Consider the following 9,797-nt stretch of genomic DNA (forward strand, 5'->3'; position numbering starts at 1 on the left):
ATTCATATCCTGTATAGATATGATATAAAAAGAGACTTTGTTTAAACAAAGTCTCTTTTTTAATATAATAAAAATGATATAATATTTATATGTATGCCCCATGGGGTTACAAATGAGTAAGAACATAAGTAATATAAGAATGATACATAAACATGAATAGTGATTTAAGATATGGGGGATTATATGAGCGGCAAACAAGAAGCATTGCTAAAGCTAGCAGAACTGTTTAAAATCTTGGGAGATCCTACGCGCCTTAAAATAGTAGAATTATTATTAGAAAATGAAATGTGTGTTAATCATATTGCAGAAACAATGGGAATGGGTCAATCCGCTATTTCACACCAACTACGTGTATTACGTCAAGCACGCCTTGTAACCTATCGCAAGGAAGGAAAAACTGCATACTACTCTCTAAACGATGATCATGTAGAAGGTCTCGTAAGAATGGGTATGGAACACGTATCTCATCAGTAAGTAACACGATAATTGTTTAAAGTGTACAAAAGGAGCCCTTTAAAAGGGCTCCTTTTTGTATAGGTATACTAGTATCAATATAATGGGAAAAGGTAATAGGCGATTGTAATAAATAGAGGCATAGTTACTGCCGATAGAATTGTGGTGCCCATAACGATTTGCGTAGCATATTCGGGATTATTCTTCATTTCAATAGCAATGAGTGCCATATTAATAGCTGTTGGGACACTGTAGGTAATGACTATAGTCTGTGCTGCTATTGGATGCATTGGGCCGTAGAACATAATAAAGAGTATCGTAATAACTGCTGCGATAAGAGGGCTTACGATGAGCCGTAAGGATGTAGCGAGCATAACATCGGCCTTAAAGAAGTTTAATGGTGTTCTATTAATTTGTACCCCTAAAGCGATCATCGCAACACCAACAAAGGCATTAGCAAAAATCTTGAGAGGTGCAAAGAAGAAGAGACCGTGTAAATCAAAAGGCAATAGTTGACAAAGTAATGCTAGAGGGATAGCGTATACCATTGGCATATGGAAGACTACGTTTAAGGCATCTCGTGTGCTCAATCGTCCAGCGCCAGCCTGGTAGAAACCATAGGTATTACTTGTAATGGTTTGTATAATCATGATAGATACAACGCTAACGAGGCCTAAGTCAGCATAGGGGGTTGCTCCATCAATGATATAAGGCACATTCGTAAATACGAAGATAGCAAGAGCAATACCCATATTTCCAACGTTATTAAACATGACGCAGTTCTTTAATGTTGCAATTTTTGCTACATCATAACCTTGTATTTTACCGACTACACCAGAAAGTATAGAGTTTAGGATGAGTACAACTAGTGCACAAAATACAATTTCTAGTGTGCTAGATGTAAATTTTGCTTCATACATGGCTCTGAATACAAAGGTTGGTAGTAGTATATAGAAATTCAATTTACTCAATGTATAGAGGTCAAGTTTGAATTTCCTATCTAGTATAAATCCTACGCCGATGAGTATGAAGATTGGGATCATAGAATTCATAAATATATGACCAATTAATTCAAATATATTCATTGTCTCACCTGGAGTTTCTCATTAATTAGTAGAGTATTATTATATAGTATTTATAGTATTATCATACCATAGGATGTATTGTTTTGGGGCTTAAAAATTGATTCATTATGATTACTTATCATATTCATGAGAAATATATATGAAAAATGTGAGTTTTTACATACATATTAATTAACAAATGTATAGTATAATGTGAATATATTGTATATTTAGTTTGTTCTTTGATGGTGTCTCTGCGGTTAGTAATCATAGCTTTCACAGTGTGGAATCCAAAGGGATGCACAGGAGGAATTATGAAACGAATTCTATTAGTATTAATGAGCGTTTTCATGCTTGCTTTTCTAGTGGGCTGTGGTAACGATGCAAGCAAACCGGCAGAAACAGGTAAACCAAGTACATCTGAAAAGATTACTGTACAAGCTGCTGCCAGTCTTAAAGGGGCTCTTACAGAACTGGCTGATACTTACAAAAAAAGCCATAATTTAGCAGATGATCAAATTGCTATTAACTTTGCTGGTTCTGGCACATTGCGTCAACAAATTGAACAAGGTGCACCAGCTAGCTTATTCATCTCTGCTGACGAAAAAAATATGAAAATGTTACAAGAAAAAGACCTTGTAAGTGATGTAAAACCATTCGCTACAAATGAACTCGTTCTCGTAGTTCCAAAAGGTCAACCTAAAGTTGAGTTAGATCAAATTGCTACTGTGAAACGCATTGTATTAGGTAACCCTGAAACAGTGCCAGCTGGTAACTATGGTAAACAAGTATTAACAAAATTAGGCGTTTGGGAACAAGTAGAGCCTAATGTAGTATATGCAAAAGATGTAAAAGCCGTAACAGCTTCCGTTAGCCAAGGTGCTGGTGATGCTGGCTTCATTTACAAAACGGATGCCATTGCAGCAGGTGATGCCGTTCAAATTTCCGCAGTAACACCTGCAGACTCTCATGATCCAGTTATCTATCCAATCGGTATCATTAAAAAATATGACAATGCATTGGCAAAAGATTTCTACCAATATGTAATGAGCCCAGAGGGTCAAAAAGTATTAGAGAAATACGGTTTCTCCACTTCTAAATAAGGGTAAAACGCTAGCTCTCATGGCTAGCGTTTTCTTATGATACAATATATATATTATTGTTAGTCCTAACTGGAAATATATGATTTCAGCATTATTAAATAGAAAGGGGGTATAGCATGAGTCCATTTTGGTTATCATTATGGGTGGCGAGCATTGCTCTCGTTATTGTTATCCTAAGTGGCTTAGCCGTTTGCTACTGGATGAATCGCTGTAAATGGGGCGGCATTGCTATTCTTGATGCCCTTATTACATTGCCTCTAGTACTACCTCCTGTAGTCGTTGGTTTTGCGCTGCTTATGGTATTTACACCGGGCTATGCCTTTGGGGCTTGGCTTGAAGCTCATGGCATGAGCGTCGTCTTTGCCGCTTCTGGTGCCGTCATAGCCTCTTCTGTTATTGCATTTCCACTGTTTTATCAAACGGTACGTTCTGCATTGCAGTCCGTAGATCATAATATGGAGGATGTAGCTCGAACATTAGGTGCTTCAGAGCTACGTATTTTCTTTACCATATCTGTACCGCTCGCATGGAAAGGTATTTTAACAGGTAGTATTTTAGCGTTCTGCCGTGCCATGGGCGAATTTGGTGCTACCATCTTGATTGCTGGTAATATTCCAAAGGTAACACGTACTATGCCATTAGCTATCTACTCCTATGTAGAGGCAGGGCAGTATATGGATGCCTTTGAGCTAGTTATTTATATTTGTGTTCTTACATTGGCGTTACTGAGCGGGATTCACCTTATTACAAAAGGTTCCTTGTTCCGCCATACAGATAATAATTAGGAGGCTCTATGATTACATTTTCCTTTACTGTAGCTAGACCTTCTGTGACTGTGAAAGCCGATGGTGCGCTGCCGTCTGGCATTACTGTGCTTACTGGACAGTCCGGTAGTGGTAAAAGTACGTTCATCAAATGTATTGCAGGCCTCGTAAAACCCACAACTGGCAGTATTCAATGTGATGAAACAACGTGGGTTGATCGGGATAAAAAAATCTGGGTACCTGCTCAAGACCGTCAAGTAGGCTATATGCCACAAGGTAATATCGTATTTCCTCACTTGTCCGTAGAAAATAATATTACCTACAGTAAGCGCGGTACACCTGAGATGTGCGATACGCTATTACAACGTTTAGGTTTAGAAAAATACCGCCATACTAAGGCGGGTAGCTTATCTGGTGGTGAGCAACAACGGGTTGCATTAGGTCGTGCGCTCTACTCTAAACCGACTATTTTGCTCCTCGATGAGCCATTATCTGCATTAGATTGGAATTTGCGTAAACAGGTTCGAGAGGATCTCGTATCTATCATCCGTGAATGGGATGTACCTTGCGTATGGGTTACCCATGATGAAAGCGAAGCAGAAAGCGTAGGAGATAGACACTGGACCTGTGAAAACGGGCTTATTACGATTGCTGAATGATGATAAACATTTAAACCATATGGTTTTGATACAGTGATAAAATACTTTAAAATTAAATAGAGATACATAAAACACCTTCATAATCCTATGAACTACATGCCAAAAATTGGACACAATTTTGAGATGTATAGTTCAGTAACTAGTGGATTGTGAAGGTGTTTTCTTTTTAGATAGTTGATAGCAATGATAGCAGTGTACTTACTATTATCTTTAATCTTTAGTATTGAATTAGTACGTTTATAATAGATGTTACTTGCTAATGCTACTTAATTTCTGTTGATATGTGCGCTGTTTTACTTATAAATCCAACGATAGTTGTAACGACAAATGCCATTGTAAAGGCTGGTAATGTAGAACCTATTGTGCTTTCACTATGTAACATATAGTGGTATAAACCAACGGATACCGCCCAGATTAGTCCTCGTACGAGATAGGCTGAAAGTGTTTGTACTTGTTGGCGATTGATAAAGTAGTCCGCCAATAAGATGGCAATCATCGGCGCAAATACAGAGCCGATGAGGTATAGGAAGTCTGTAATATCATCCATTGGATAGAGAATAGCTGCAATAGTGCCCACAATAGTAACGATGACGGCGATACCTTTACTAGAGGCACCATTATAGATAGTTGTACTAGATACGCCTGCAGAGTAAGCGTCCATAAAGGTTGTAGTAACGGTAGAGAAGATGATAACGATGAGGCCCGCAATGCCAAGTCCTGCATTCATCATGATAGTAATGATGGAGTCGCCACCGCCAAAGATTGCGGCACTAAGACCTAAGGTGTACATAACGATACTTGTTACAGTGTAGACTGTAGCACTTGTAAGTGATGCGGAGAAAGGTTTTTTACTTTCTCGGGTATAATCACTGATGAGAGGTAGCCAAGATAGTGGCATGGCAATAGATAATTCAAGGGCAGCGATGAAACTCATATTTCCGCTAGTTAGAAGGCTAGCCTCACTAGGCCACTGCGATATCATGTGAGCGCCCATGTAGAGGGTGAGTCCTAGCAATAGAACAGATACGATGGCTTGAATATAGCCCGTATTGTGGAGGCCGATGAAAAGCCATAGGATGACAAGTGCTCCAATAGCTATCGTCCAAATCATAGGGGATAGAGGTGCTAGCTCTTGTAAGGCTAGCATAGCATCGTAGATCATGATGCTAGTCCAGCCGATAAGTTGAAGCATATTTAAAAAGGCAAAGCCTTTAGCTCCTAGTGGTCCAAAGCTGAAAGCGGTAGTATTCATACTGCCTTGCCGTAAACGTCCACCGATGAGGCCCGCTCCAAAGAGCAATATACCGCCGATGATATGCCCTAGTATGATGGCATATAGACCTTGGGTGAGCCCTAAGGGTGCCAAATAAGTTCCTGTCATAATTTCCGCTATAGATAGAGCGGCGCCAAACCATATCATGGCGAACTGTGGTTGTGTAATGTATGTATCTTTCATACGTCCTCCTTGCCTGGAAGTCATAGAAAAAGCCGAGTCCCAAAAAGGAACTCGGCTATTAATCCTCTATGTTCCCTACGTTGGCATTATCCAAATCAGGTTATGGGTTAAAGCGATAGCTTACTCTCAGCCCACTCTTGTGAGCACCCCGTTATGGCTTCATTATATGCGGATAATAGGAAACCGTCAATTCTTTTGTTGCATAGATTGTATAATAATGTTATAACTAGAGTATAAAAATATATTGCCACTAGGGGTGCTTTTGCTGAGATTGACCATTCAAAACCCTAGACCTGATCCAGATAATACTGGCGTAGGGAAGTGGAGTGAAACATAATACTAAACTATTACGAGACCATTCCATTTGAAGTGGTCTTGTTTTTATATGTTTGGAGGTATTATGAAAAAACTAATTATTGCTAGCATATGTGTGGCCTTAGGCGTAGTGTTATCTACAACATCTATTCCTGTTGGGCCGGCTCGTATTTTTCCATTTCAACATATGATTAATGTTATCTTAGCCGTTGTGGTGGGGGCAAGATTTTCCGTAGGTGCTGCCTTTAGTACATCTTGTTTACGCAATGTATTGGCACTAGGTTCTCCTTTAGCCTTTCCAGGCAGCATGATTGGCGCTTGGTTATCTGCGTATTTGTATAAAAAATATAACGCCATCTGGGCGGCGGCGCTAGGCGAAATCATTGGTACCGGCCTTATCGGTGCTCTTGTGAGTTATCCTATAGCCAATTTCTTGTTAGGTAAACCTTTGGCATTGTTGACCTTGATTACATCCTTCGCCATGAGCTCTATAACAGGTGCTTGCATTGGTTTCATAGTATTACAAATCTTATCTCGTCGTCATCTATTACATAAGGAGGCATAATGAAACTACATACTGCATTGACAATTGCTGGTACTGATCCTAGCGGTGGCGCCGGTATTATGGCCGATTTGAAATCCTTCCAAAGTCGTCACGTATACGGCATGGCTGTTGTTACCTCTGTGGTAGCCCAAAATACGACGGGCGTACATCATGTAGAACATCTGTCGCTAGAGAGTATTGACCGACAATTACACGATGTATATTCTGACATTGAACCTCAAGCCGTTAAGACGGGCATGATTGCCTTGCCGGAGATGATGGATCTCATCTATCCTTATGTGAGTAAACAAATTCCTTATGTAATGGATCCCGTTATGATTGCCACTAGCGGTGACCGACTCGTATCAGATGAAGCGGTAAATTTCTTAAAATCTAAACTTATTCCGACGGCTACAGTGATTACACCTAACCGCAGCGAGGCTGAGGTCTTAGCGGACATGTCTATTAATTGTGAAAGTGACATAACAACGGCGGCCAATCGAATTTTACAGGACTTAGGGCCTCAAGTAGTTATCATTAAAGGCGGTCACATCGGCGAAGATGCAACGGATTATGCTTTCACTAAAGATGGTAGCGTCCGTACTTGGACAAGCCCTAAATATGATACGGTACATACTCATGGAACGGGCTGTACCTTCTCTGCAGTGATTACGGCGGAGCTTGCAAAGGGCCGTGACGTAATGGATGCCATTGGTATTGCCAAGGACTATATTGCACTTGCCATTAAGCATAATCCTGGGCTGGGAAATGGCTGTGGTCCCGTTAATCATATGGCTTATGGCCTGTTATCTAATGGACCTGAAACGATGGATGAGCTCTTGAAAAATGACGAGAGGAGATAGTGATATGACCTATGAAAATCCATATATGAATGGCCAAATTTGGCCTGAACTCAATATATTAGAAATCTTGCGCCAGAGAAACCCTCTCGTTATTTGTATTACCAATGATGTGGTGCGGACCTTTACGGCTAATGGTTTGCTCGCCATTGGCGCATCACCGGTGATGAGTGAGTGCAGTGAAGATTTGAAAGACCTCATCGTCCATGCATCGGCACTACTCATCAATATTGGTACTCTTACACCAGACAAGGTTAGTTACTACAAAGATGCCATAGCACTGGCGAAGAAACATGAGGTTCCTATCGTTTTAGATCCAGTGGGGTGTCATGCGGGGGCTTATCGTTTATCTGTGGTGTTAGATTTGATTAAGACTGGTGATATCTCATTAGTACGAGGTAATCAAAGTGAAATTAAAGCTATCTACGATGCTTTAAGTCCTAATAATCAGGCAAATACATCCACTACCGGTAAAGGTGTAGATGGAGGACAGGTCGAGGATAGTGCTATTATCGCATATCGTCTAGCGCGCCTTATCAACTGCCCTGTTGTAGCTACTGGTGAAGAGGATTATGTTTCCGATGGAACTCGGGTATTTGCAGTGCCACACGGACACCCTATTATGACGGCTGTAACGGGCACGGGCTGTCTATTAGGAGCTGTTTTGGCGGCTTTCTTTAGCGCTTATTATCCATATAAAAACAGACTATCTATCGGTGAGTTTCTCGCCTATGCATTGGCTTACTATGGTTTAGCCGGTGAAAGTGCAGTACAGGTAAGTGGCGTAAAACCTGGTAGCTTTAGTGTAGCCTTTATGGATAGATTATATACACTTGATGATGCGGTGCTTATGTCTGAAAATCATATACGCCCTGTAGTTGTGCCGGATCAATTAGAAGTATATTTCATCAGTGGTACGCAAGATGTGGAACTGAATGAACATCGTTTGCTCTCTATCGTAGAGGACGCTTGTCGAGGTGGTGTGACTTGTTTTCAATTTAGAGAAAAGGGCGCAGGTACCTTAGTGGGGCAACAGAAACTAGAGTTAGCCCAACAATTAAAACAAATCTGTGCAAAGTATAATGTACTCTATGTTATCAATGATGATGTAGACTTAGCGATGGCTGTTAATGCTGATGGTGTACATGTAGGTCAAGAAGATATGCGTCTAGAAGAGGTGCATAATCTTGTAGGCCATAAGGTGGTTGGCATCTCCATTCACTCCGTAGAGGAACTTCATAAGACTGATATAATCTATGCTGACTGTGTAGGTGTAGGACCAATGTATGCTACAAGTAGTAAGCCTGATGCACAAGAGCCATGTGGACCGGAGCGTGTCGCTGAACTACAAGCAGAAGGCTTGACCTTACCATGTGTTGGTATTGGGGGAATAACTTTAGACAATGCGAAGCCTATACTAGAAGCAGGAGCCTGTGGTGTTGCCATCATATCTGCTATTGCTCATGCAGATAACCCTTATGAGGCGGTACAACAGTTTAAGCATTTAGTGGATAGTACTAAATAGTTGCTATTACTATAAGATAATTTATGGATTATTACGCTCTATTAGCAATATAAACAGGGAATATAATCAAATAAAACACAACCAAAATATAACCTTAATAGCGAATAGAACACAAAAAAAGACGATGACCTAAGTCATCGTCTTTTTGTTAAGGAAGTTGTTAGTACTTACTGTAAGATTATATTGTACTTACAGGTGTGTTTAATTTAAATCTGTACTTACAGGTTGTTAGTTTAGTTAGTGTCGTACTTACAGATTAGAAGGATTCAACCAAACGTTGGAAGAAAGCTTGTGGGTGAGCACATACTGGGCAAACTTTAGGAGCTTCTTCACCAATGTGTACATAGCCACAGTTAGCGCAGATCCAAGCTACTGGTTCGTCGTTAGTGAATACTTTGTTACCAGATACTCGAGCTGCTAATGCAAGGTAACGAGCTTCATGACGAGCTTCGATTTTACCAACTTCGCGCATTTGGTAAGCGATTTTTGCAAAGCCTTCTTTTTCAGCTTCGTCAGCGAAATCTTTGTACATTGTAGTGTGTTCGTAGTTTTCACCAGCTGCTGCATCACGAAGGTTAGCTTCGATATCGGAAGATACGTCGCCACCATGAAGAGCTTTGAACCACAATTTAGCATGTGCGGATTCGTTGTGAGCTGTTTCTTCGAAATAATCAGCGATTTCGTTCATGCCAGCTTTACGAGCTGCTGCTGCGTAGAAAGTATATTTTTGGAATGCTTGGGATTCGCCAGCGAATGCTGCTTGAAGATTTTTTTCAGTGTTAGAACCTTTTAATTCTGCCATTTTAATACTCCTTTGTACTTACGATAATTTTCAAATTTGTTACTTAACTTATATATTCATAACCACTTGGTTGTGAATTCAAATAATAGAATACTTATTCTACAATTTTCGTGTGCGACTTCGCCTTAGTAAGAAAACTTATTCTTAGATTAAATAGACACTTGCCTAACTCTTAAAATAGTACTTACCGATTTTTGTTTTTTCGGCACTTGCCGTCTTAACAGTTTTATATACAATGGGATATCCGTATAC

Annotated in this window: 10 protein-coding genes and 2 riboswitches; of the genes, 7 read left to right on the forward strand and 3 right to left on the reverse strand. The window is 40.2% G+C overall.

All coding sequences use genetic code 11. The features are described 5' to 3' along the window. The first annotated feature begins 183 nt into the window (after positions 1 to 183). Positions 184 to 474: an ArsR/SmtB family transcription factor gene (locus QZ334_RS05055; protein ID WP_129823924.1), complete on the forward strand. Its 291-nt coding sequence runs from the start codon at positions 184 to 186 to the stop codon at positions 472 to 474. Positions 475 to 548: 74 nt separating this feature from the next. On the opposite strand, the gene QZ334_RS05060 is transcribed toward QZ334_RS05055, so the two are convergent. After that, the gene (locus tag QZ334_RS05060) at positions 549 to 1,538 is read right to left on the reverse strand and encodes an AEC family transporter (protein ID WP_024066290.1); all 990 of its coding nucleotides are present in this window, start codon (positions 1,536 to 1,538) and stop codon (positions 549 to 551) included. A gap of 293 nt (positions 1,539 to 1,831) precedes the next feature. Here QZ334_RS05060 and modA point away from each other — a divergent pair, with 293 nt between their 5' ends. The 3 genes from modA (at position 1,832) to QZ334_RS05075 (ending at position 4,043) form a co-directional block, all read left to right on the forward strand. Further along, the gene (gene modA, locus QZ334_RS05065) at positions 1,832 to 2,620 is read left to right on the forward strand and encodes a molybdate ABC transporter substrate-binding protein (protein ID WP_155086882.1); all 789 of its coding nucleotides are present in this window, start codon (positions 1,832 to 1,834) and stop codon (positions 2,618 to 2,620) included. A gap of 116 nt (positions 2,621 to 2,736) precedes the next feature. After that, positions 2,737 to 3,405, forward strand: coding sequence for a molybdate ABC transporter permease subunit (modB, locus tag QZ334_RS05070; RefSeq protein ID WP_129823922.1), 669 nt, complete (start codon positions 2,737 to 2,739; stop codon positions 3,403 to 3,405). An 8-nt stretch (positions 3,406 to 3,413) separates the two neighbouring features. Next, positions 3,414 to 4,043 (forward strand): ATP-binding cassette domain-containing protein, encoded by a 630-nt coding sequence (locus QZ334_RS05075; RefSeq protein WP_287499166.1) that lies wholly within the window; start codon positions 3,414 to 3,416, stop codon positions 4,041 to 4,043. A 262-nt stretch (positions 4,044 to 4,305) separates the two neighbouring features. Here QZ334_RS05075 and cytX read toward each other — a convergent pair whose 3' ends face one another. Beyond that, a complete protein-coding gene (gene cytX / locus QZ334_RS05080) occupies positions 4,306 to 5,499 on the reverse strand; it encodes a putative hydroxymethylpyrimidine transporter CytX (protein ID WP_295232453.1) in 1,194 nt (397 codons plus the stop codon). Positions 5,500 to 5,554: 55 nt separating this feature from the next. Then, positions 5,555 to 5,660: riboswitch (TPP riboswitch) on the reverse strand. An 81-nt stretch (positions 5,661 to 5,741) separates the two neighbouring features. Further along, a riboswitch (TPP riboswitch) is annotated at positions 5,742 to 5,836 on the forward strand. Between the two features lie 63 nt (positions 5,837 to 5,899). Between cytX and thiW the strand changes: the two genes are divergently transcribed. Genes thiW through thiM form a run of 3 tightly spaced genes read left to right on the forward strand, consistent with a single transcriptional unit; the run spans position 5,900 to position 8,743 of the window. Next, positions 5,900 to 6,379: an energy coupling factor transporter S component ThiW gene (gene thiW, locus QZ334_RS05085; protein ID WP_287536539.1), complete on the forward strand. Its 480-nt coding sequence runs from the start codon at positions 5,900 to 5,902 to the stop codon at positions 6,377 to 6,379. Then, positions 6,379 to 7,221 carry a bifunctional hydroxymethylpyrimidine kinase/phosphomethylpyrimidine kinase gene (gene thiD, locus QZ334_RS05090; RefSeq protein WP_287536538.1) on the forward strand — a complete coding sequence of 281 codons (843 nt, stop codon included), beginning with the start codon at positions 6,379 to 6,381 and terminating at the stop codon, positions 7,219 to 7,221. Before thiW ends, thiD begins: the two co-directional genes overlap by 1 nt. 4 nt (positions 7,222 to 7,225) lie before the next feature. Further along, positions 7,226 to 8,743, forward strand: a complete 1,518-nt coding sequence (thiM, locus tag QZ334_RS05095) for a hydroxyethylthiazole kinase (RefSeq protein WP_295232457.1) — start codon at positions 7,226 to 7,228, stop codon at positions 8,741 to 8,743. 256 nt (positions 8,744 to 8,999) lie between these two features. Here the strand turns inward: thiM and rbr are convergent, their stop codons facing one another. Then, positions 9,000 to 9,545, reverse strand: a complete 546-nt coding sequence (gene rbr, locus QZ334_RS05100; RefSeq protein ID WP_060923843.1) for a rubrerythrin — start codon at positions 9,543 to 9,545, stop codon at positions 9,000 to 9,002. Between the last annotated feature and the right edge of the window lie 252 nt (positions 9,546 to 9,797).

This window comes from Veillonella sp., assembly GCF_019414865.1.
In the GTDB taxonomy this organism is placed as follows: Bacteria; Bacillota; Negativicutes; order Veillonellales; family Veillonellaceae; genus Veillonella.